Below are 20,574 nucleotides of genomic sequence, written 5' to 3' on the forward strand. Positions count from 1 at the left end.
AGCATGTCCTGCAGATCGATGCCGACGCCGCGCAGCAGGGTGGCGGGACGGGGATGCGCCCGCAGATCGGGCTCGTGCTCCTCGAAGAACGCGTACATCGCGTCGCGCATGTCGAACACGTCCTCACGGCGCGTGAGGAAGTAGCGGATCATGACGATGTGCTTGAGCTCTCCGCCCATCATCTCGAGATTGTCCTTGATGTCCTGCCAGGCCTGAGTGGTCTGCTCCTTGATGCCGCCGACCACCTTGCCGCGGCCCGCCCGCTCCTCGTTGGGTTCCCGGCAGGGCGCGTCCTCGAACGGATCGCGTCCGGTGGAGCCGGAAAGGAACAGGATATCCACGTCACCCCGGGTGCGGAAACCCGTGGCCCAATTCATCCTCTCCTTGTGATAGTGCGGCCACAGCGTGCCCCAGTCGTACTCGGTTTTCTCGGCTTCCTGCCGTTTGACCGCTTCTTCGTTCGTTGCCATTATGCCTCGCCTCCTTGTGGTGTGAATTGATACTTTGGCATTCGCGTATCCGGGATGGGGCGGAACCCTATCCCAGGCCGACGAAAGGGATGGTTATGCCCTCGGTGCGCTCGATATAGCGAACGAACCGGTACTTGTACTCCGCCAGATCGACGTTGGGGCGCGGGATCTCGCGGTGGATGAGACTTTCCTCGACCTTGCACACGACGTAGTGGAGCCCCTCACCGGTCACGCCCGGCAAGCCGTGCTCCTTGAAGCCCTCGATATCGTGCACCGTGACGGCGTTGTCGATCCCCGAGGCCCGGGCGACGGCGGCGAGGTCGGTCTTCCCGGCCGTTGCCGTGGGCTCGCTCATGGTGCTGCCGCTGTAGACCTCGTTGTCGAAGACGAACACCGTCAGGTTGGACAGGTTGAGGTTGCCCAGGGTCGGAAGATTGAACAGCGACAGCAGCACGCTGCCGTCGGATTCGAGCACGATGACGCGGCGGCGGGGCAACGCCAGCGCCAAACCCATGCCCACGCCGGTGGCGCAACCCATCATTCCCACCAACAGGTTTCCCTCGTGCTGGGACAGGTGGAACCATTCGATGCGCTGGCCGCTTTGGGAGGAGAGCACCAGTTGATCGGTCATCAACGGCGCCATGAGCTCGAGGCAGTCGTACCGTATCATCGGGCGAACTCCGCGGAGAAGATCAGGGCGGCCGGCGCGCGCATGGAGTCGCTGACCCGCTGGGCGTCCCGGATGTGCCGCTCGAGGTTGTCGGCGTTCTCGACGACGCGGTATTCGAGGCCCAGCCCTTCGATGGTGGGGATCATGCGCATGCCGATGGTGACGTAGAGGAAGCTGTTCCGTTGATCGGCAAAACTACCGAGGAAGCCGATGAGCAGCAGGATCGGCACGCCCATCTGCTTGCCCACGGTGAGCAGCGAGTAGGCGGAAACGTAGGGACCCGTACTCTCCATATAGCAGGCCACCCGCTTGCCCCCGAGGGCCGCGCCCGCGGCGATGGTAATGGCCTCCTGCTCGCTGGCCGTCGCCACCATCTGTACGGTGCCGTCCTCGCGCAACAGCGGCAGGATCTGGCTCAGGCGGCTCTCCGGCAGGTAGGTGATGAAATCGATGCCGGCCGCCTTCAAGCCGTGGACAATCTTCTCAGCGAGTACCGGTTCCATGCGTGACTCCTGATCCGAAGGCTATCGCGCCCAATTGCAGATGGTCGCGGCGGACAGCGCATAAATCTTCGCCGCGCGCACGATCTCGTCGATGTCGATCTGTTCCGACCGGGTGGTGAAACGGCCACCGCCGAGCCCGAACTTGCAGGCGGGGATGCCCATCTCGTTGTAGATGTTGGTGTCCGTCCAGATGCTGGAGCGGAAGGTGTTGGCCGGCGTGGTCTTCTCGTTGAACAGCTCCTGGTGCGTGTCTTCGATGACCTCCACGACCGGCTCGATGCCCTTGGCCTCGTAGCCCATCTTCGACGTGTACATCTCGATGTCGTACTCGTAGCCGGTGGCATCCATCACCGCGCGCAACTGGCGCTGCACCTCAAGGGGCCGAAGCTCCGGCGGAATGCGCACGTCTACGTACAACGAGCAGATACCCGGGTGGTAGTTGGGCCGGTAGGGAGCGCCTCCCTGCACCGAGCCGAGATTGACCTTGGGAATGATCGGGCCGTTGGCCGACTGGTACACGTGGTTGGCCTCGAACTCCTCGGCCCACGCGTCCACCGCCTGCACCACCTTGGCCATCTTCAGCACGGCGTTGTGCTCCTCGGGCGGCTCCTGCTTCCGGGTAACGCCCCAGGCGGCATGGGGATTGCCGAAGGTGTCGATCTTGAACTGGGCCACGCCGGACTGGGTCCAGATGATGGACAAGGCCGAACGGTCGGCCACGATGGCGTAATCGGACTGGACCCCGTAGGTCAGCAGGTGCCGGGTGCCGGTGCCTTCGCCGCGATACAATCCCGACTGGTACGGCCCGATGGGGGTGCGGGAGATCTCGCCCGCCACCGCCGCGAGGATCAGGTCCCCCTTGATGGCGACGCCGCTCTTCTTGAGCGCCTTGCCCGCCACCATGAACGCCGCCAGACCCGACTTCATGTTGGACGCGGCCAGGCCGAACACCTTGCCGTCGCGGATGGCGCCGCGCAGTTCGCTCTGGGGCTCGAGCTCCCGGCACAGCATGAGGTCGTCCTCCTGCCCGGTGAAGCTCGTGTCCATGTGGCCGTTGATCATCAGCGACACGCCGCCGCCCGTGCCCTGGAGCACGCCCACCGCGTTCACGCGGTTGGGGTCGATCTCCTGGCGGATGGGCTTGAGGCCGTTGGCCCGGTACCAGTCGAGGATGAACTCACCGATCTCCTTCTCCGAGCCGGTGGGGCTCAGGATGTCCACGAGGTCGCGGGTGAGTTCGGCCAGTTCCTGGCCGTCGATGTGCTGAAGAATTCGTTCCCTGGCGTCGTTGTCCATGGTGTCGTGGTAGGTCGGAGTGCGTTCGATGCTCTCGATACGTTGTCAGCTCTTACGCTGCTTGTCGATCTTCATGATGGGCATGACCCCGGTGACGTCGACCTTGTAGAGGTCCTGCAACAGCAGGTGGGTCTCCTCCGCCTGCTTGGCGATGGACTCGATCTCGTCCTCGGTGAGGTTGAAACCGTACTCCTTGTCGATCTCGCGAATCCGTTCCTTCACGGCAGTTCCTCCGATCTGCGACTGTCTGTCAGGGGATGCACGCGGGCGAGCCCATGGCTCTCGAACGGCTCGTAACACGCGGCCCCATGCGTGTCAACGCGGGCTTTCCCGGGAACGCACGGAGGGTTACCGGCTCCTGTTTCCCTGGCGGCTTTCCATCATGCGCATGGCTGCGGGTGGCCGATCAAACCGTTCCGTCTTCGTCTTCGGGCAGCCGCAACAGGCGTTCACCACGCCACACTCGAACGATCCGCACGGCGTCCCGATCCCGTCGATAGATGATCCTGAATGGCGGATTCGTCAGTTCTCTGAGCGAAGCCTGCCCGAACTCGGGTACGATGCGCCCCATGTCGGGGTGATATGCCAGGCTCTCGACACGTTCCATGATCCTTCGGATCAAGCGCAAGCCCACGTCCGGAACGCCCTCGCCGGCGTACCAATCCTGGATCTCGTTCAGGTCGGCCAAGGCGGAATCGGCCAGTCGAATCTCCACGGGAACGACTACTTGAGGCCGAGCCGGGACTTCGCTTCCGCCAACGAGACCTCGCGTCCTTCTTCGATATCCGACAACCCTTCGACAACCGCCCGCATGAAAGCGCGCTCATCGTCGGCTGCCTCGAATTCTTCGACGGACTGGACGACTGCGACGCCTCGCCCGCGACTAGTGACGAGAACGGGACGGTGAGACTCCGCGGCATGTCTCACGACGCGCCCGGGGTTGGATTTCAGGTCGGTCAGGGGAACGATGTCTTGAGAGAACTTCACTTGCGTCTCCTCAACTGGACCTATTGAATGTACGAATAATAGATGCGGTAGAGCGTACTGTCAACAAGCCTTCGTCCCAGGGTCCGGGGCTCCCGGCACCCCGCGGGTTATGGAAGCGTCCCCGGCGCCCCATCTCTCTCCTTGACACCCGGACCCCCGCAACCCACAATGAAAGCTGCTGCTGCGCCGCGGGGTCCGGGCTCTTCCCGGGCCGGGCCGATGCGTGCCGGCATGGATCATGATCGAACTTCTTGTGACCTATCCGGGTCTTGTGTTCATCGGACTGTCGATGTTGGTGATTCTCGATACGGTGAGCGGGAACCTGCCTCCGGCGGCGCTGGTGCCGTTCGCGTTGGGCACGGTGGTGGCGGTGATCCTTTTGTGAGACGCCGCCGGCCGGTGCCGGGAGTGGAGCCGAGAGAATGACGAAACCCTTCGCGCGGGCGTGGACGGCGGCCGGGGCGCTCTGGATGGCGGCATTGTTCTTGTCCGGGGCGGCTATGGCCCAGACCCGGCCCGCGGTCCCGGACGACCCGGCGTCACCGCTGTTGCGGCAGGGAACCATTGAGGAGCAGGATCTGACCGGCTCGGAACCGAAACCGGCACCGCCCGCCGGCGAGACCGTGTCCAAGACACCCGCCGTGACGGGAACGCCGACTTGGCCCGGGCCGGCAGCAAGAATCCCGGGCCGGGAGTCGGAGGGAGCGGCGGCGCCGCGCGCCGGCACCACGGCTCTCGCGCCGCGACGGGGGCCCGCCGTGCAGGCGCCGACCGTGCCCGCCACCGGGTCCGATGCCCCGTCGGACCGCGGCACCGGGGACTCCTACCCGCTCCCGGACCTGGCCGCGGTAGTGGGTTCCGGTGTGCCGCAGCGCGAGGCGTCGATGAAGCTGTTGCAGCAGGGCCAGGCCCTTCTCCGGGCGGAGCGGCACGAAGCCGCGCTGGCGCGCTTCGAACAAGGCATCCGGGTGGACTCGAGCAATCCCTACAGCCATTACTTCGTTGCCCGCGCGCACTACTTCCTGGGCAACTATCGCGAGTCCCTGAACTTTCTCGAAGTTGCGGAATCGGGGCTGGCCGTGGATGACAGGTGGCTCGCGGAGGTGTATGTCCTGCGCGCTCGCAGCGCCACCGCTCTCGGTTTCCACGCGCGCGCCGATCTCGACTACGTGCGCGCGCTGGAGATCCAGCCGTTCCACGGCTACGCCCTGGCGCGCCTCACCACCATCGAACCCGCCGCGCGCGCGAACCGCACCCCCTGACGACGCGTCATCGGGACCCGGTCCACGGCCGGAAACTCATCTCTTGGGATAAACGATCGCGGGGGGCCCGCGTTGGATCACGGCGCGACGCCGGCGGTATCCGGCAGCTCGTAGTTCAACGTCAGGCGCACGGTCACGGGGTCCCCGGCGACGCTGCCGGGCATGGGGCCGAAGGGCGCGGATTCCCGAACGTTGCGCAACGCCTCCACGTCCAGCACGATGAAACCCGACGACCTGGACAGCTTGACGCCTTCGACCTCCCCGTTCCCGTGCACGGCAAAGACCACGTCCACCGCGCCCTGCTGCCGTGTGCGCTTGGCGTATTCCGGGTAGCGCGCGTTGCCGCCGATCTTCCGCCGCAGCGACTCGACGTAGGCCCGCTCGCGCGGGTTGCCCGGCTCTTCCCGGGGCTCGGTCCGGATCACGCGGACGCCCTCGACCGGTGGAAGCTCGGGCGTTTCCTCACCCCGTTGCCGCCGCCGGATCCGCTCCACGGCCTGGTCGATGAGCACCAGCCGATCCGTCTCTTCCGTCCGCGGCGGTTCCACCGGCGATGGGCCGGTCCCGTCCCCGGAGCCGGCCGCGGCCGGCGCTTCGGCCACGGGCGTGGGCGGGGTGCGCGGCTTCGTGAAGAGGCGCGACAGCATGTCGATACGATCTCGCGCCAGCTTGGCGCCGGATCGATGGCCGAGCTCGGTGTAGACGCCCAGGACGCGGTAGTAGTCCCTCAATGCCTTCAGGGGCTCACCCTTGAGCAGACGCACCTCCGCCGTATTGTGGAGCGCCAGGGCCAGGGACAGGGTGCTCCCCGCCCCCTCGGCCAGCGACACCGCCTCGTCGAGCTGGCCCAGAGCTTCCACGTAGCGTTCGGCGCGGGCATTCCCTCGCGCCTCGACGATTTTTTCGTATGCCTGCTTTTCGAGATCGGGCGCGGCGCCGTTGCCGGGCGCCGGACCGGTCTGCGCGTGCGCAAGGGTCGCCGCGGCCAAGAGCCACGCCAGCACAAGCCCCCGGCGGCACACTCGCAGTCCGTTCAACAGATGGCCGTTCATGTCCTCGAAGCGGCGGCCGGGACACCCGGTGCCCTGGGCCGCGCTAGTGTCGTGTCCCGTAAATTCCTGGCATAATTTGCTGGTCTTTTTCGCCGTCGGCTGCGTTGCTCTTCCTCGCGTGGTGCCCGCCACTGCTCGTCATCGCGCCTTGCCGACGACGAAATATCCTGCGCAACTTATGCCAGGAATTTACGGGACACGACACTAGTGCTCGCCTCTCCCCAGGGCTTCCGAACGTTCCGCCGCCTGCAGCACCGCCTCCATGACGGTGGCACGAAAAGCGCCCTGTTCCAGGGCGAAAAGGCCGGCGGCCGTGGTCCCGGCCGGCGACGTGACGGCATCGCGCAACTCGGCGAGGTGTTCCTTGGATTCCCGTGCCATGACGGCGGAGCCGTAGACGGTTTGCAGCGCCAGCTTCAGGGCGACGTCCCGGCCGAGTCCCATCTGCACGCCGCCCGCGGTGAGCGCCTCGATGAACAGGAAGACGTAGGCGGGGCCGCTGCCGCTCAAGGCGGTCACGGCGTCGAGATGATGCTCCTCCACGGTGACCGCGAGCCCCACGCTCGAAAGGATCTGTCCCACCCGATCGAGGTCCTCGCTCCGCGCCCAGCGGCCCCCGGCGTACGCCGAGGCGGCCTCGCCCACGAGACAGGGCGTATTGGGCATGACCCGGACCACGCGCGTGCCCTCGGGCAGAAGCCCCTCGATACGCGCCAGCGGCACTCCGGCCGCGATGGACACCACCAGCTTGCCGTCCAGCGGGGTGCCGGCCAGTTCCTGCAACACCGCGTCGATGACCTGGGGCTTGACCGCGAGAATCACGATGTCCGACGAGTTCACCAACTCGACGTTGTCCTGGAGGAACCGGACGCCTGTTTCGTCGACCAGAGCCTTCCCCAACGCCTCGATGGGATCGCTCGCGGCCAACCGGTTCCGGTCCACCAGACCGGCGCGCAGGATTCCCTGGATGATGGCGCTGCCCATCTTGCCGGCGCCGATGAAACCGATCCTGTCCTGGAGCATGGGGCCTCCTCGCGGGACCGCGCGCGTGTCACCGCAACGTTACGCTGGCCGAAACAGAACGGCGGCGGCATTCACCACGGAACGCCGCCGCCCGAAAGGCAATTCCTGAACGCGGCTATACGGTCTTGAGCTGCACCGTGCCCTGGGCCACGCCGCGAATATAGCCTTCAAAGCCCTGGGGCGAGAAGGTCCACGTGATCCACAGCGGTTCATCATGGTCGTTGACGAACCCGTGGTTGGTGCGGGGCGGAATGAACACGACCGAGCCCGGGACGATCTCCGTGGTCTCGTCTCCCACGGTGGCCATCGCCCGACCGCCGAACACGAACAGTATCTCTTCGGCGTCGTCGTGGGAGTGCAGGGGAATCTCGCTGTGCGGATCGACTTGCTGGAGGCCCATGGAGAAGTGGTGCGTCCCGGTCGTGCGGGGTTCGACGCAGGGATAGAGCGTGCGCGGAGCCTCTCCCTCGATGCGCACGACCTCGGCATCCTCCTTGGAGAAGAAATACTTCATGGCCTAGTAGCTCTCTTCCTCGGTATCGTTCGTGGTGAGGCGGCGGAACGTACGGTCGTCGTCAAAGTTCTTCATCATCCGGGATTCCCGTTCCAGCTCTTCCTGGCAGCGCACGCACAGCCGCGTGAACGGCATCACCTTGAGCCGGCCCACCCCGATATCCTCGCCGCACTCCTCGCACTCTCCATAGGAGCCCTCGCCCAGCCGGGCCAACGCGTCTTCGATGGCCATCAGCTTGGTGCGCTCCCGGTCGTTGAGGATCATGTTGATCTCGCGGTCCCGTTCGTCACTGGCGAGATCGTAAGTGTCGCGCCCTTCGTCCTTGGTGCTTTCCACTTCTTGTTTGAGCCGGTCGGGAAGGTCTTCCAGGAGCTGGCTCTTCATGTCGAGCAGGGTCTCCCGGAACTTCTTCAGTACGTCTTTTCTCATGGTCGTGTCTCCTGGGAAGGGACCCAATTGACCACTATTTGAAAGCGGAGTCAACCAAATTGGGCGCCTCCGGCGAGTCAGGAGCCGAACTCAACGATATCGACACCTTGCGGTATTTTCAGCCGGAATACCGAGGGATCCAGGGCGAACCCGCGGCGGATGTTCTCGAAACCGAAGGTCCACAGGTTGCCGCCCTCGTCCTCGATGCGCACCCGGCGGATGTCGTAGCGCTCGGCGTCGGCGGTGAGGATGATCTCGCGGAGCCCGGCGTTGGCCCGCCGGGGGATCAGCCTGAGCCGGTGGCCGTCGGCGGTGCTTTCCAGCAACTCGGCGCGAAAGTCCCGTTGCAGCTTGCCGATGCCCAGCAGGAACGACAACGGCAGGTCCGATCGAAACGCCCCACCCACGGCCGTCTTGATGACCTGGCGTTCGGCGGGTTGGTAGAAGTAGAGATGGCGCCCGTCGGAAAGGACGAACTGCCCCGCCGGCTCTTCGTAGCGCCAGAGCATCTTCCCGGGCCGGCTGAAGTAGAAGCTGCCTCTGCCCTCGATGCTCCGGTTGAGCGTGCGGTACTCGGTGGTCTGGTGGAACTCGGCGCTGTAGTCCCGCGTGGAGTCGTAGCGCCGCTGCACTTCCCGCACCACTTCCGCCGCATTCCGTGCGCCGGCTTGGGGCACAAGCGCCGCCAGGATCGCCGCGCATCCGAGCGCAACCGCCAATCCCGCCCGTCGGCTGCCCCACGGCCGCGGCAAGCGACCTCCGTCAGGGTCGAGGAGAGTCCGCATGTCGTCCTTTCGTAGTCTGTTCCGTCATTCCTCGATCTTCGGCGCCAGAACCTCGCGCGGCTTGGCGCCCTCCGCCGGTCCCACCACGCCCTCCCGTTCCATCTTCTCGATCATGCGCGCGGCGCGGTTGTAGCCCACCCTCAGGCGCCGCTGGACCATGGAGATGGAGGCCTGCCGGGTCTCGGTGACCACCGCCACCGCCTGGTCGTACATCTCGTCGTAGTCGTCGTCCAGGCCCCCGAGATCGCCGCCCCCTTCCGCGGCCGCCTCGAGGATGTCCGGCCGGTACTCGGGCCTCCCCTGCTGCTTGATGAAGTCCGTGACCTTGCCGATCTCCCGGTTGGAGACGTAAGGGCCGTGGAGCCGGATCAGGCGCGCGGTGCCGGGCGGCAGGAACAGCAGATCGCCGTTGCCCAGGAGCTGTTCCGCCCCCTGGCCGTCCAGGATCGTGCGCGAGTCGATGCGCGAGGTCACCTGAAAGGACACCCTGGCGGGGAAGTTGGCCTTGATGAGTCCGGTGATCACGTCCACCGAGGGCCGCTGGGTGGCCAGCACCATGTGGATCCCCGCGGCCCGGGCCTTCTGGGCCAGCCGCGTGATGTGCTCCTCGATATCCCGTCCCACGGACATCATGAGATCCGCCAACTCGTCGATGAGGATCACCACCCGCGGCATGCGCACGTGCACCAGTTCCTCGCGCCCGTCCAGGCGTCCCCCCAACTCCTCCTCGGCGGGGTCGGCGGACGCCGGGGCGCGCGGCGGTTCCTTCTCCAGGATGCGGTTGTAGTTGTCGATGTTGCGCGCGCCCTTGTCGCGCATCAGGCGATAGCGCCGGTCCATCTCCTGCACCGCCCAGAACAAGGCGGCGCGCGCCTCCTTGGGGTCGGTCACCACCGGCGTCAGGAGGTGGGGCAGACCCTCGTACGGCGTCAACTCGAGCATCTTGGGGTCGATCATGATGAAGCGCACGTCGTCCGGCGTGGCCCGATAGAGGATGCTCAGGATCATCGAATTGAGCGACACCGACTTGCCCGTGCCGGTGGCGCCGGCCACCAGCAGGTGCGGCATGCGCGCGAGGTCGGTGGCGAACGGAGCGCCGGAGACATCCTTGCCCAAGGCCAGGGGCAGGCTCGCCCCGGAATCGGAGTAGACCGGGTCTTCCAGGATCTCCCGCAGAACGACCGTCTCCCGCCGGGTGTTGGGCACCTCGATTCCGACCACGGACTCGCCCGGGATCGGCGCCAGGATGCGGATGCTCACCGCGCTCAGAGCCATGGCGAGGTCGTCCGCCACGCCCACGATGCGGCGCACCATGACGCCGGGAGCGGGGCGGAACTCGTACACCGTGATGACCGGTCCGGGCCGCGCCGCCAGCACCTCGCCCTCGATGCCGAAGTCCTGAAGCTTCCGCTGCAGCACGAGACAATTGGCCTCCAGCGAGGCCTTGTCCACGCCGGCCTTGTCCATGGGAGGCGAATCGAGGAACGCCATCGGCGGCAAGGTGTAACCGTTGCCGAGTTCCGGGAAGACGAACTGTTCGGGCTCCCGCCTGGGCCTGGGTTTGGCCTTGGCCTTCTTCCTGCGTGCCTTGGGCTCCTCCGGCGCCTCCTGCTCGATGACCTCGTCAAGGATGATCGGCGGCGGCTCGAAGTCCTTGTGCTCCTTCTTGACGTTGACGGGGGCCTCCCGTCCCGGTTTCAGCCGCCGCGCGGAAGCCGCGGCCGCGCCCATCGAAGAGCGAAGCTGGCCTTGTGCACCCGCGACACGACCCCACCAGTTCAACATGGACGTCTGGGACAGCAGCATGCCCGCGAGCAAGAACAGGAACACCGTGATCGCACACGTCCCGGCGTAGCCGAACATCTCCGTGAGCAACGCCCGCGAGAAGCCCCCCAGGGCGCCGCCGCCGTCCCGCGCCAGCTCCACCTCGTGCACGAGGCTGATCAGGATCGCCACGCCCCATAGCAGCACGCCGCTGCCGAAGAGCTGGAGGAGCCGCAACCTGCGCGGTTCTCGGCGAAACAGGCGCAGGGCCATCCACACCAGCAGCAGCGGCACCAGGTAGGCGGTGAGGCCGAAACCCTGGAGCAGCGCATCCGCCAGGTAGGCACCCACCACGCCCCCAAGGTTGAGGGTATCCTGCGAACCCGACGGGACGTTGAAGGAACGGTCCAGGGGGCTGTAGGAAGCGAGGCTCAGAACCGCGAAGCACGCGCCCACCAGCGCCACCGCGCCCCACAGTTCACGATTGATTCGAGTGCCGTTCTCCATGAGCGCCTCGCCTACATCTCCATGATATAGGGCACGATCACCGGCCGGCGGTGGAGCCGTTTCTCGAAGAACCGCCGCAGCGATCGGCGGATGCCTTCCTTCAACTCCACGGAATCCATGCGCGTCTCGGAACCGCAGCCGTCGAGGTACGCCCACAGCGCATCCTTCGCCGTGCCCAGGACGTCTTCCTCTTCCTCCGAACGCATGACGCCGCGCGCCAGGAGGTCCGGCCCCGCGGTCACCTCGCCGGTGCGCGGGTGCACCGCCATGGCCACCACCACGAGCCCGTCCTCGCTCAAGTGCCGGCGGTCGCGGATGACGATGTCCTCCACGTCGCCGACGCCCTTGCCGTCCACGAAGACCTTGCCGGTGGACACCGGCTCCACGCGCCAGGCGTCCTCCCCGTCCAGCTCCAGCACGTCGCCGTTCTCCAGCAGAAAGCAGTTGTCGGCGGGGATGCCCACGGCGCGCGCCAGTTCCACGTGTTTGCAGAGCTGCCGGTACTCCCCGTGCAGGGGCACGAAGTAGCGCGGACGGGTGAGCTGGAGCATGGTCTTCAGCTCCTCCTGGCTCGCGTGCCCCGATACGTGGATATCCGACGTGCGTTCGTAGTGGACCTGGGCGCCACCCTTGTAGAGGTGGTTGATGAGGTTGCTGATGATCTTTTCGTTCCCGGGGATGAACCGCGCCGACAGCACCACCGTGTCGCCCGGGTGCAGCCGGATGGAGCGGTGCTCGTCGAAGGCGATCCGGTGGAGCACGGAGAGGGGCTCCCCCTGGCTCCCGGTGGTGAGGAAACAGAGCCGGTCGTCGGCCACGTCCCGCCAGCTCTGGCCGTCCGTCATCACGTCGTGAGGAAGGCGCAGGTAGCCCAGGTCCGAGGCGATGCCCGAGTTGTTGATGATGCTCCGCCCGCTGAGCACCAGCTTGCGCCCGAAATCCGCCGCCACCTCCGCCACCTGCTGGATGCGCGGGATGTGCGAGGCGAAAGTGGCGATGAAGACGCGGCCCGGGCTGGACGCGAAGATGCTCCGGAGCCCCTGCCCGACGCTGCGCTCCGAAGGCGTGGTGCCCCGGCTCTCGACGTTGGTGGAGTCCGACAGCAGCATGAGGACGCCGCGGTCGCCGTAGGCCGCGAAGCGGTGGAAGTCGAAGTTCTCCCCCGCCACCGGAGTGTTGTCGATCTTGAAATCGCCGCTATGGACGACGATGCCCACCGGCGTCTCGATGGCCAGGGCGACGCAATCCACCAGGCTGTGGGTGACCGGAATCCCCTCGATCGTGAAGGGACCCACGGAGAAGCGCTCGCCCGGGACCATCTCCACCAGCTCCGTGGCCTCCTCGAGCCGGTGCTCGCGCAGCTTGTGACGCACGAAGCCCAGAGTGAGGCGCGTGCCGAAAACCGGCACCGGACAGTGCCGGAGGACGTAGGGCAAGGCGCCGATGTGGTCCTCGTGGGCGTGGGTGAGGATGATCGCCCGGGGCATCTTGCCCTGCTCCGTGAGGTAGCCGATGTCGGGAATGACGAGGTCGATGCCCAGTTGGTCGGGGCTCGGGAACATGACGCCGCAGTCCACCACGATGATGTCATCGCCCCATTCGAGCGCCAGCATGTTGCTGCCGAACTCGCCCAGTCCTCCCAGGGGTATGATTCTCAAGGAGTCCATTTACTGGGCCTGCCAGGTCCGGCAGCCTTCGGCCGGGTCCGGTTCGTGCCGCGGCGCCAGCCGCGCGGCGATGGCCTCGCGGACGCGCTCCATCTGCCCGCGTGAACGGTCGTCATGAGTCTCGGCGGCGATGGCCTCGCCGATGTGGACCTCCACCTGGCCGGACCGGAGGCGCCAATCGCCCGGCGGCATCAGGACACCCGACCCGATGACGGTGACGGGCACGATGGGCGCGCCGGCCGTCTCTGCCAGGCGGAAGCCGCCGCGCTTGAAGGGCAGCAGCTCGCCGTCGGTGCTGCGCGTGCCCTCGGGGAACACCACCACGGAGATTCCCCGCGCGAGCTTGTCGCGGGCGTTTTCCATCGCCGCCACCATGTCCTTGGAGCGGGTGCGCTTGACCAGGACGTGCTTGGACGCCCACAGCGCCCAGCCGAAGAACGGGACGCGCAGCAGCTCGCGCTTCGCCATCCAGCGCAACTGGATCGGCGCCAGCGCCTGCACCAGCACCGGAATGTCGATGTTGCTCTGGTGGTTGGCCATGAAGACGTAGGCCCGGGCCGGGTCCAGGTCCCCGGTCCGGCGTACCCGTACGGCCACGCCGCCGGTCTTGAGAATGCACCAGGACCAGAAACGGAATAACGGATAGACACGCCTGCCGTAGGGATCGGCGAGTCCGAGGATAATGATGGGAATGCTTTCCAGAAGGCTTAGGCCGAGAATCAGGGCCAGCTTGAGCGTGTACATGCGCTTGAAGGCGAATCCGACGAGCTTGGGAGCGGCCCGAAGCCCACAGTGCCTTTATTTTAGGGGATACGGCCGGTGAATGCAAAGTTGCCGGCCCGGACACCACGCTAGAGTTTGATCTTCTCCGCGTAAAGACCCTTGACGAAGCCGCCCTTGTCCAGCCGCTTCAGCGTGTCCAGCTCCAGGAAGCGTTGCGGGTCGAGCCGGCGCGCGCGCTCGTCCGTCACCGCCACCGCGTCGATGAGCGCCTGCACCCCCTCGATGCGCGGGACCGGCAGCGGTTCCAGGCGTTGCGCCAGCGCATTGTACGTGCCCGGGAGGGTCGCGCCCTGGGCCAGGGTCACGTACTTGTCGATGATGCGCATGGTGTCGGCGCGTTCGGCGAGGAAGTGCTGGATGCCGTTGAGGTAGGCCATGAGGAAACGCCGCAGCTCGTTGGGGCGGCGCTCGACGAAGGAACGGCTGGTCACCAGCAGGTCGGTGGTCAGGTGGACCTGGCCGAGGTCGAGCACCTTGATGCCCCAGTGCTGGACTTGCGCCGCCACGCTCCGCACCAGCGGCGCGGCCTGAACGACGTTGCGAAAAAGAGCCGCGGCCCTTTGGGGAGAGAAGCCGATGGGCACCATCTCCACGTCCTCCACCGGGTTCAGTCCCGCGCGCCTCAATAGAATCCGCGCGATCAGGTCGGACTTGCGCCCCAGGTTCGACACCGCGACCTTCTTGCCCTTGAGCTGGGCGAGGTCATCCACGTACGAGGCCACGCCGAAATGGTAGTTCTCGGGACTCGCGTGGCCGCCGACGAACACCAGGTCGGCGCCGCCGCTGATGGCCTCCAGCGTGGGCATCACGTCCTCGGAGGCCACGAAGATATCCACCCCCAGCAGGCTCTGCACGCCGCCCGCGGTGGCACCGTCGATGTACACGGGATCGATGTCGAGGCCGTACTTGGCGAAGAGCTCCGTGTCCCGGGCAATCCAGGTGACCACGGTGCCGGCACCGAAGCCGGCGAAGGCCACGCGAACCGTCCTGGAGTCGGCCGCGGAAGCGACGGAAACGACGGTCAGCACCGCGACGGCCGCTGCCGCAAGCACACTCAGGAATCGACGGAACATGAGCCCCTCCCCGCGGCCGGCAATGAGCGGAGCACCCGCGCCGTCCGCACCGCCATCCTATAGGCGGAAACGGGCACGGTCAATACGGCCGCCGGGTGCTCGCAAGCCTGTCTGACAGGCAGGAGGCTAGACCCCTTCCGCGAGCATGTCGATGAAGAGCGGGTGATCGTTCACCGCGGGCACCCGATGGTACTCCATGCCCAGATCGAGCGCCTTCCGCCGGGCCTCCACGTCGAGGTCGTAGAGCACCTCAACGTGGTCGCAGACGAAACCGATGGGCACCACGATCACCGCCTTCTCGCCTGCCCGGGCGAGGTCCTCGATCGAATCGCACACGTCGGGTTCGAGCCAGGGATCCCTGGGGTTGCCGCTGCGGCTCTGGTACGCCAGCGCCCAGCGCGCGCTCCCCACGGCCTCGGCCACCCGCCGCGAGGCGTCGGCGAACTGCTCCACGTAGGGGGAAGCGTCGGCCATGGACCGGGGAATGCTGTGGGCGGTAAACACCAGCGGGGCGCCGCGGGACGCCGGCGGCAGCCCTTCGAGTGTGGCGGTGACGCGGCCGGCCACCGCGCGAATGAACAGCGGATGGCCGGCCCAGGGTTCGGCGTACTCGACCACGGGAGCCCGTTGCCCCAGGGCCTCGCGCGCGGCCTCCACGCTGGCGATGTAGCGGTCCCAGGAGGCCTCGGTCCGGAAGGCGGAAAGAACGATGCCGCGCACGCGCCGGCGACCGTCGGCCGCGAGCGCCTCCAGGGTTTCGTCCAGGAACGGACGCCAGTTGCGCATGCCCACGTACACGGGTGTCGCGCGGCCGTCCCGCTGAAGCCGCTCGCGCAGCCCTTGCGCCTGGCGGCGCGTCAGGTCGTTCAACGGCGAGCGCCCGCCGATCTGCTCGTAGTGGCGCGCCACCTCTTCGAGGCGCGCCGGCGGAATGCCCCGCCCCTCGGTCACGCGCTCGAGGAACGGACGGATTTCGTCGGGATTCTCCGGGCCGCCGAAAGCGATCAGCAGGATCGCGTCGAAACGGTTCATGTCTCCCGGATATTCGTACGGATGAGCCGGAATCCGGCGGCTACCACTCGATGCGGATGCAAAGTTCCTCGCCGCGCTCCTCCACCGGCAACACCGTCAGCGGGTCCGCGCCCTTGGGCAGCACGCACTCCCCCGAGTGGAGGTCGAAACAATAGCCATGGTTGTCGCAGCGCACCTTGCCCGCAAGGATCGGGCCGTTCATCAGGTCCGCGCTCTCGTGCGGACAGTAGCGCGAGAACGCGAAGTAATCGTTCTCCAGGCGCGTCACCACGAGCGCGCGCCCGTTCAACTCCACCGCCTTGCGCTGCCCCGGCTCCAATTCATCCGCGCGCGCCACCGGTATGTAGGTCACTCCCACGCTTTCCTCCCAATCGATCCCGGCTGCCATGATGCACGCAGGGGCGACCACGCGGCCGCCCCTGCAAGAAACCCAATCGCATCATGAACCGAGTCAAGGCAAACGGTTACGGCCCCTGACGGACCGCTTCCCCATCCCCCGTTCGTCCCGAGCGTAGCCCTACGCGGCCGCCGCCCTGCTGGGCGCGTAACCGCCGCCGCGCAGCACCTGGCCCGGCAGGTCGCCGCTCAGGCGGCCGTCGTCGTAGATCACGCCGCCGTTGACGATGGTGTAGTGGATGCCGTCGGAACGCTGGATCAGCCGTTTGGTCCCGGCCGGGTAGTCATCGGCCCACTCCGGCTCGTAGGCGCGCACGGTGTCGGGATCGAACAGGGTGAGATCCGCGGCGTAGCCCGGCCGGATCAGCCCCCGGCCTTCCAGCCCGTAGACGGAGGCCACGTGGAAGGTGAGCTTGTGCACCGCCTCTTCCAGCGTCATGATGCCGCGCTCGCGCACCCACAGGCCCAGCAGCGTGGTGCCGTAGCCGAAGTCGGCGCCGTACATCACGTGGGCGCCGGCGTCCGACGTCCCCACCAGCACATAGGGGCTGCGCAGGATCTCGCCCATGGCCTGGGCATCGCCGCCCGTGTTGGCGTTCTGGAAGGTGGTGAGCAGCCCCTCGTCCAGCGACAGGTCGAGGAAGGCGTCCACCGGATCCTGGTTGCGCATGGCCGCCATGTCCGCCACGCTCTTGCCCTCGTAGCGCTTGTTCTCTTCCTTGACCACCTTCTCCACCTGCACGATGTCCCAGCGCCGGTGAAAATTGGTCAGGCGTTTGGTGGCCAGGTCCTCACGCAGCTTGGCGCGCGTGTCCGGGTCGGCGAAGGCCTGCTGGCGCACCTCCACGGGCAGGAACATGATGTTCTTCCAGGTGGGGAACTCGTCGAAGAGCTGGGCGTTCTGCAGATTGAAGTGGCGCACCAGCGGCACCGTCTGACTGAGGCCGTAGGCGCGGTAGCCGTCCCGGAAGATGCGCGACACCGCGTCCAACTGCTCCTGCCAGAGGGTGGGCTCGGCCCAGCGATGGTGCACGCTCTGCCAGATGATCGGGCGCTGCGTCCGGCTCGCCAGATCGTGGTAGATGTCGAAGTGCTCCATCTTGTTGCGGCCCAGGATGGTCTCGATGATGCCGCTGTTCATCTTTCCGAGCACGTCGCACAGGGCGTAGAGCTCCTCGTCGTCCGCCAGCCGGCTCGCCACGGGCTTGCCGTCCTCGCGCATGTGCCGCTCGTTGCGGTTGGTGGAGAACCCGAGCGCGCCCGCCTCCATGGCCCCGCGCACGAGGCCCTTCATCGTCTTCACCTCGCCGGCCGTGGCCTTGCGCTCCACCGATTCCTCGCCCATGACGTTCTGCCGCACCGCGATGTGCCCCACCAGGCCGCCGGCGTTGATGCCGAGCTTGCCCTCCAGGGAATCGAGGTATTCGCCGTAGCTGTGCCAGCCCCAGGTCACGCCCTTCTCCAGGGCGAAGCGCGGGATCGCCTCCACGCGCACGAAGCTCTTCACCAGGGCCTCCTCGCCGCCGTCGCTCACCGGCGCCAGCGCCAGCCCGCAGTTGCCCATGACGATGGAGGTGATGCCGTGCTGCGGCTCGGAAGTGCCGTAGGGATCCCAGAGGATCTGCGCGTCCATGTGCGTGTGGTGGTCGATGAAACCCGGCGCCACCACCAGCCCGCTGGCGTCGATGGTCCTGTTCGCCGAGCCGCCGAGGCGGCCCACCCCGACGATCTTGCCGTTTTTCACGCCCACGTCCGCCGTATGGGACGGCAGCCCGGAACCGTCGGCCACGCGCCCGCCGCGTATCAGCAGATCATATTCCATGGACAAGTCCTCCTTCGTCGCAACGTCTGGACATCAGCGAACGGAACCTCCGCGGAGGCCGAACCGCCTTGGCGGAGCATATTGAATCGCGGGGGGTTGTGCAACACGTTGCGTCATTGCCCTTTTCGGATCAATCGGCCACACTTTCCAGCCGGAGTCGCCGACCTCGATACCCACTCAACCGGCGAAAACGAACAGGAGCAACCATGGATCTCAAGGTCGTAGGGCAACCGGTAGGACGCGTGGAGGGGCCGGACAAGGTTTCCGGGCGAATGGTGTACACGGCGGACGTGGACGTGCCGGAGGCGTTGTGGGGCAGGTGTTTGCGCAGCACCATGGCGCATGCCCGGCTGGCGCGCGTGGACGCGTCCCGGGCGCGGCAGGTGCCGGGGGTACGCGCGGTGCTGACGGGCGCCGACGTGCCCGATTTCCGCGTGGGCGTGAGCCTTCAGGACCTGCCCGTGCTGGCGCGCGACAAGGTGCGCTTCATCGGCGACAAGATCGCGGCGGTGGCGGCGGAGACGGCGGACGCGGCCGAACAGGCGCTGGCGCTCATCGAGGTGGAGTACGAGGAGCTGCCCGCGGTGGCCGGCATCGAGGAAGCCCTGGCCGACGGGGCGCCGGTGATCCACGAGGGGCTCGCGGACTACGCCGGCGTGCCCGGCCGCCCGGAGGACCGGGCCAACGCCCTGTCCCTCAAGGAACACAGCGCCGGCGACGCGGCGCGCGCCATGGCGGACGCCGAGGTCGTGGTCGAGCACACCTTCCGCACGCCCGGGGTGCACCAAGTGTACCTGGAACCCCACGCCACCGTGGTATCGGCCGGAGACCCGGGCCGCATCGACGTGTGGGCGTCGTGCAAGGCGCCGTTCCGGCTCAAGCAGATGCTGGCCGCGCAACTGGAGCTGGACGAGGCGAACATCCACGTCCACGGCGTCGCCCTTGGCGGCGACTTCGGCGGCAAGGGCTCCCAGATGGACGTGCCGGTCTGCTACTACCTGTCCAGGGCCGCGGGGCGCCCGGTGAAGATGGTGATGAACTACACCGAGGAACTCATGGCCGGCGACCCGCGCCACCCCTCGGTGATGCGCGTCAAGCTCGGGGCCCGGCGCGACGGTACCCTGACGGCCCTGGACAGCGACATCTACTTCGACACCGGCGCCTACTCCGGCTTCAAGCCCTCGGAGATCGATGGCACCTTCATCGTCAACGCCTACCGCATCGCCGACTACGCCATCCGTACCTACAACGTCTACACCAACGGCGTGCCCGGCGGTTACATGAAGTCGCCGGGGCAGCCGCAGACGGTGTTCGCCATCGAGTCGCTGCTGGACATGCTGGCGCGGGAGCTGGACATGGACCCGGTGGCGCTGCGGCTCCAGAACCTGATGCAGGACGGCGACGAGCTGCCCAACAAGCGCGCCATGCAGAAGATCCGCTGCCGCGAGACCCTGGAGGCCGCGCTCGCGGCGGCGGGATGGAACGACGCGCCCGCCGGCCCCGACACCGGCCGGGGCATGGCCCTCTCCTTCCGCCACACCGGCGGCAGCGGCACGGTCAACCTGGAGCTCACCTGCGACGCCGGCGGCGGGGTCACGGTGCTCACCGCCATCCCCGACATCGGCACGGGCACGCACACCCTGCTGCGCCAGATCACCGCCGAGATGCTGACCCTGCCGGCGGACCGCGTGCAGGTGGCGCGCGGCGACACCGACACCTTCGAGACCGACGCCGAGCCCGGCGGCAGCAAGATCACCGCCATGGTGGGGCGCGGCCTGGTGGAAGCGGTGCAGGAACTGCGCGACCGGATGACCGAGGCGGCCGCCCAGGCCCTCGCCTGCAAGCCCGACGCGGTCGCCCTGGCGGACGGCCTCTTCACGGCCGGCGCCGCATCGCTGGCGTTCGCCGACGTGGCCGGAAAGCTCATCGCCGAGGAGAAGGCGCTGTCCGTGCGCAAGTCCTACCGTCCCGAGCGCTCGCCGGTGCCGGCTTTCTTCGTCCAGGTGGCGGAGGTGGCGGTGGACCGGGAGACCGGCACCGTGGACGTGAAGAAGGTGGTGACGGCCCACGACGTCGGCACCGTCATCAACCCCTTGGGGCACCAGGGACAGATCGACGGCGGCTTCGTGCAGGGCCTGGGTTACGCGGTGATGGAAGAGATGGTCAAGGACGGGCCACGGGTCACGACCCTCAACCTCGGCGACTACTGCGTGCCGTGCGTCAAGGACCTGCCAGCGCTGGAGACCGTGCTGGTGGAGGACCAGACCGGTCCCGGTCCCTACAACGCCAAGGCCATCGGGGAAATGAGCATCGTGGCCACGGCGCCGGCCATCGCCAACGCGGTGGAAAACGCGGTGGGGGTGCGCATCCTGGACCTGCCCATCACCGCGGAGAAGGTGTACAACGCGTTGCAGGAGGGGTGAACGGCCTCCGGCCCCGCCCCGCCTGGATTCCCGCTTCCGCGGGAATGACGTTTCGGGGGCACCGTTGCCTCGGGAGTATGGACACAGCCGCTTCCGCGGGAATGACGGTGTCGTGG

At 67.1% G+C, this 20,574-nt stretch carries 22 protein-coding genes; 3 read left to right on the plus strand and 19 right to left on the minus strand.

Features of this window, described 5'->3' with window-relative positions; genetic code table 11:
- The 7 genes from OXF11_05810 to OXF11_05840 all read right to left on the minus strand — a co-directional run.
- On the minus strand, positions 1–470 hold a 470-nt coding region (locus OXF11_05810), incomplete at its 3' end, for a RidA family protein (protein ID MCY4486618.1).
- A gap of 67 nt (positions 471–537) precedes the next feature.
- Positions 538–1,140: a thiamine pyrophosphate-dependent enzyme gene (locus OXF11_05815; protein ID MCY4486619.1), complete on the minus strand. Its 603-nt coding sequence runs from the start codon at positions 1,138–1,140 to the stop codon at positions 538–540.
- The gene (locus OXF11_05820) at positions 1,137–1,643 is read right to left on the minus strand and encodes a thiamine pyrophosphate-binding protein (GenBank protein MCY4486620.1); all 507 of its coding nucleotides are present in this window, start codon (positions 1,641–1,643) and stop codon (positions 1,137–1,139) included. Before OXF11_05820 ends, OXF11_05815 begins: the two co-directional genes overlap by 4 nt.
- A gap of 21 nt (positions 1,644–1,664) precedes the next feature.
- A complete protein-coding gene (locus OXF11_05825; GenBank protein ID MCY4486621.1) occupies positions 1,665–2,939 on the minus strand; it encodes a M20/M25/M40 family metallo-hydrolase in 1,275 nt (424 codons plus the stop codon).
- 45 nt (positions 2,940–2,984) lie between these two features.
- Positions 2,985–3,161: a hypothetical protein gene (locus tag OXF11_05830; protein ID MCY4486622.1), complete on the minus strand. Its 177-nt coding sequence runs from the start codon at positions 3,159–3,161 to the stop codon at positions 2,985–2,987.
- 184 nt (positions 3,162–3,345) lie between these two features.
- Positions 3,346–3,654: a type II toxin-antitoxin system RelE/ParE family toxin gene (locus tag OXF11_05835; GenBank protein MCY4486623.1), complete on the minus strand. Its 309-nt coding sequence runs from the start codon at positions 3,652–3,654 to the stop codon at positions 3,346–3,348.
- Positions 3,655–3,662: 8 nt separating this feature from the next.
- Positions 3,663–3,926 (minus strand): type II toxin-antitoxin system prevent-host-death family antitoxin, encoded by a 264-nt coding sequence (locus tag OXF11_05840; protein ID MCY4486624.1) that lies wholly within the window; start codon positions 3,924–3,926, stop codon positions 3,663–3,665.
- 238 nt (positions 3,927–4,164) lie between these two features.
- On the opposite strand from OXF11_05840, the gene OXF11_05845 reads away from it, so the two are divergent.
- Both OXF11_05845 and OXF11_05850 read left to right on the plus strand, forming a co-directional pair.
- Positions 4,165–4,311 (plus strand): hypothetical protein, encoded by a 147-nt coding sequence (locus OXF11_05845; protein ID MCY4486625.1) that lies wholly within the window; start codon positions 4,165–4,167, stop codon positions 4,309–4,311.
- A 37-nt stretch (positions 4,312–4,348) separates the two neighbouring features.
- Positions 4,349–5,188 (plus strand): hypothetical protein, encoded by an 840-nt coding sequence (locus tag OXF11_05850; protein ID MCY4486626.1) that lies wholly within the window; start codon positions 4,349–4,351, stop codon positions 5,186–5,188.
- A gap of 77 nt (positions 5,189–5,265) precedes the next feature.
- Here OXF11_05850 and OXF11_05855 read toward each other — a convergent pair whose 3' ends face one another.
- The 12 genes from OXF11_05855 to OXF11_05910 form a co-directional block, all read right to left on the minus strand.
- Positions 5,266–6,240 carry a TonB family protein gene (locus OXF11_05855; GenBank protein ID MCY4486627.1) on the minus strand — a complete coding sequence of 325 codons (975 nt, stop codon included), beginning with the start codon at positions 6,238–6,240 and terminating at the stop codon, positions 5,266–5,268.
- A 204-nt stretch (positions 6,241–6,444) separates the two neighbouring features.
- A complete protein-coding gene (gene proC, locus OXF11_05860; protein MCY4486628.1) occupies positions 6,445–7,263 on the minus strand; it encodes a pyrroline-5-carboxylate reductase in 819 nt (272 codons plus the stop codon).
- A gap of 115 nt (positions 7,264–7,378) precedes the next feature.
- Complete coding sequence (locus tag OXF11_05865) at positions 7,379–7,777, minus strand: cupin domain-containing protein (GenBank protein MCY4486629.1); 399 nt, start codon at positions 7,775–7,777, stop codon at positions 7,379–7,381.
- A 3-nt stretch (positions 7,778–7,780) separates the two neighbouring features.
- Positions 7,781–8,206, minus strand: coding sequence for a TraR/DksA family transcriptional regulator (locus OXF11_05870; protein ID MCY4486630.1), 426 nt, complete (start codon positions 8,204–8,206; stop codon positions 7,781–7,783).
- A gap of 77 nt (positions 8,207–8,283) precedes the next feature.
- Entirely contained in the window at positions 8,284–8,925 is a 642-nt protein-coding gene (locus OXF11_05875; protein MCY4486631.1) for an outer membrane lipoprotein carrier protein LolA, read from the minus strand.
- A 90-nt stretch (positions 8,926–9,015) separates the two neighbouring features.
- The gene (locus OXF11_05880) at positions 9,016–11,262 is read right to left on the minus strand and encodes a DNA translocase FtsK 4TM domain-containing protein (protein MCY4486632.1); all 2,247 of its coding nucleotides are present in this window, start codon (positions 11,260–11,262) and stop codon (positions 9,016–9,018) included.
- 11 nt (positions 11,263–11,273) lie between these two features.
- Positions 11,274–12,929, minus strand: coding sequence for a ribonuclease J (locus OXF11_05885; GenBank protein ID MCY4486633.1), 1,656 nt, complete (start codon positions 12,927–12,929; stop codon positions 11,274–11,276).
- Positions 12,930–13,673, minus strand: coding sequence for a lysophospholipid acyltransferase family protein (locus OXF11_05890; protein ID MCY4486634.1), 744 nt, complete (start codon positions 13,671–13,673; stop codon positions 12,930–12,932).
- Positions 13,674–13,780: 107 nt separating this feature from the next.
- On the minus strand, positions 13,781–14,785 hold the full coding sequence (locus tag OXF11_05895) for an ABC transporter substrate-binding protein (protein ID MCY4486635.1): 1,005 nt from the start codon (positions 14,783–14,785) through the stop codon (positions 13,781–13,783).
- Between the two features lie 126 nt (positions 14,786–14,911).
- Positions 14,912–15,817: a ferrochelatase gene (gene hemH, locus OXF11_05900; GenBank protein MCY4486636.1), complete on the minus strand. Its 906-nt coding sequence runs from the start codon at positions 15,815–15,817 to the stop codon at positions 14,912–14,914.
- Positions 15,818–15,857: 40 nt separating this feature from the next.
- Positions 15,858–16,175 (minus strand): Rieske (2Fe-2S) protein, encoded by a 318-nt coding sequence (locus OXF11_05905; protein ID MCY4486637.1) that lies wholly within the window; start codon positions 16,173–16,175, stop codon positions 15,858–15,860.
- Positions 16,176–16,334: 159 nt separating this feature from the next.
- Positions 16,335–18,035 carry an amidohydrolase family protein gene (locus OXF11_05910; GenBank protein MCY4486638.1) on the minus strand — a complete coding sequence of 567 codons (1,701 nt, stop codon included), beginning with the start codon at positions 18,033–18,035 and terminating at the stop codon, positions 16,335–16,337.
- Between the two features lie 206 nt (positions 18,036–18,241).
- On the opposite strand from OXF11_05910, the gene OXF11_05915 reads away from it, so the two are divergent.
- Positions 18,242–20,458: a xanthine dehydrogenase family protein molybdopterin-binding subunit gene (locus OXF11_05915; protein MCY4486639.1), complete on the plus strand. Its 2,217-nt coding sequence runs from the start codon at positions 18,242–18,244 to the stop codon at positions 20,456–20,458.
- Positions 20,459–20,574: the final 116 nt, after the last annotated feature.

The sequence above is a fragment of the Deltaproteobacteria bacterium genome (genome assembly GCA_026712905.1).
GTDB lineage: Bacteria > Desulfobacterota > Binatia > UBA9968 > JAJDTQ01 > JAJDTQ01.

What these genes read in the sequence shown, in the direction of transcription:
- OXF11_05825 (MCY4486621.1), bottom strand. Translation starts at nt 2,939, where the DNA reads ATGGACAACGACGCCAGGGAACGAATTCTTCAGCACATCGACGGCCAG.
- OXF11_05915 (MCY4486639.1), top strand. Translation starts at nt 18,242, where the DNA reads ATGGATCTCAAGGTCGTAGGGCAACCGGTAGGACGCGTGGAGGGGCCG.
- OXF11_05910 (MCY4486638.1), bottom strand. Translation starts at nt 18,035, where the DNA reads ATGGAATATGATCTGCTGATACGCGGCGGGCGCGTGGCCGACGGTTCC.
- OXF11_05880 (MCY4486632.1), bottom strand. Translation starts at nt 11,262, where the DNA reads ATGGAGAACGGCACTCGAATCAATCGTGAACTGTGGGGCGCGGTGGCG.
- proC (MCY4486628.1), bottom strand. Translation starts at nt 7,263, where the DNA reads ATGCTCCAGGACAGGATCGGTTTCATCGGCGCCGGCAAGATGGGCAGC.
- OXF11_05870 (MCY4486630.1), bottom strand. Translation starts at nt 8,206, where the DNA reads ATGAGAAAAGACGTACTGAAGAAGTTCCGGGAGACCCTGCTCGACATG.
- hemH (MCY4486636.1), bottom strand. Translation starts at nt 15,817, where the DNA reads ATGAACCGTTTCGACGCGATCCTGCTGATCGCTTTCGGCGGCCCGGAG.
- OXF11_05845 (MCY4486625.1), top strand. Translation starts at nt 4,165, where the DNA reads ATGATCGAACTTCTTGTGACCTATCCGGGTCTTGTGTTCATCGGACTG.
- OXF11_05890 (MCY4486634.1), bottom strand. Translation starts at nt 13,673, where the DNA reads ATGTACACGCTCAAGCTGGCCCTGATTCTCGGCCTAAGCCTTCTGGAA.
- OXF11_05885 (MCY4486633.1), bottom strand. Translation starts at nt 12,929, where the DNA reads ATGGACTCCTTGAGAATCATACCCCTGGGAGGACTGGGCGAGTTCGGC.
- OXF11_05850 (MCY4486626.1), top strand. Translation starts at nt 4,349, where the DNA reads ATGACGAAACCCTTCGCGCGGGCGTGGACGGCGGCCGGGGCGCTCTGG.
- OXF11_05820 (MCY4486620.1), bottom strand. Translation starts at nt 1,643, where the DNA reads ATGGAACCGGTACTCGCTGAGAAGATTGTCCACGGCTTGAAGGCGGCC.
- OXF11_05815 (MCY4486619.1), bottom strand. Translation starts at nt 1,140, where the DNA reads ATGATACGGTACGACTGCCTCGAGCTCATGGCGCCGTTGATGACCGAT.
- OXF11_05895 (MCY4486635.1), bottom strand. Translation starts at nt 14,785, where the DNA reads ATGTTCCGTCGATTCCTGAGTGTGCTTGCGGCAGCGGCCGTCGCGGTG.
- OXF11_05865 (MCY4486629.1), bottom strand. Translation starts at nt 7,777, where the DNA reads ATGAAGTATTTCTTCTCCAAGGAGGATGCCGAGGTCGTGCGCATCGAG.
- OXF11_05855 (MCY4486627.1), bottom strand. Translation starts at nt 6,240, where the DNA reads ATGAACGGCCATCTGTTGAACGGACTGCGAGTGTGCCGCCGGGGGCTT.